The 790-nt window shown below is 35.4% G+C and carries 1 pseudogene; it reads right to left on the bottom strand.

Features of this window, described 5'->3' with window-relative positions:
- Positions 1 to 762, bottom strand: a pseudogene (locus CXF67_RS00100) (site-specific integrase); the annotation flags it as partial.
- Positions 763 to 790: the final 28 nt, after the last annotated feature.

Raw genomic sequence — 790 nt, forward strand, 5'->3', positions numbered from 1 at the left:
GTCTGGCGTATAGGTTTTATTTCGCTTGGGAACGGTCTTTAATTTTGGTATGGATTGTACGAAATTGGATGTAATAATTTCATTTTCTTCCAGCAACTGAAATAAGGAAGCGATATCTGTCCTAGAATTATTACGGTTTCTGGCACTAGTTTTCTGTACAATACCATTTAAATATTGATTAACAGTCTTTTTGGTGATGCTGTTAATCGGCATATCGAATAGCTTTTCTTCAAGCAACCACTTTTCAAATAGACCAATTCTGCTCTTGTATTGTACATATGAGTTTTTATTCATCAAATGCTCTTTCATCGATAAGCCAAACTTAAAGGCTTCGTCTATTCCCATAACCTCCTCTTTAGGCTCTAGTGACAAAGACTTAGAAACTGGTTGTGGTTTTGGTTGAGGCTGTGATTTTTGTTTAGGTTGCTTTTCAGGAGTTGACTCTTCTTGATCTGAAAATAACTTCGCTTCTAGATCGCTGTTATCTTTATAGGGATTGAATCCTAGCTCTAATAGTTTTGAGAGGGCTTCTCCCATGGCTCTAAGAAAAGAATAACGCTCACGTTTAGTTTTAAAATTATTAGATCCACCCTTAATATTGGTTTGCCTAGCTAATTTACCAGTTTTTGGATGTCTAAAGGAGTAATACACATACCATCTTTTAGATAAAGCTTCCTTTTTCTCTCTATTAGAAAGCTTAGACCAAGAATTAATGTCTACCCCACCTGTAAAGATTTTGGGTTCGGAACAATCTAGTTTCATATCAGAATCGTGTACTTTTTGTAAAAGG

The organism is Psychroflexus sp. MES1-P1E (assembly GCF_002836055.1).
In the GTDB taxonomy this organism is placed as follows: Bacteria; Bacteroidota; Bacteroidia; order Flavobacteriales; family Flavobacteriaceae; genus Psychroflexus.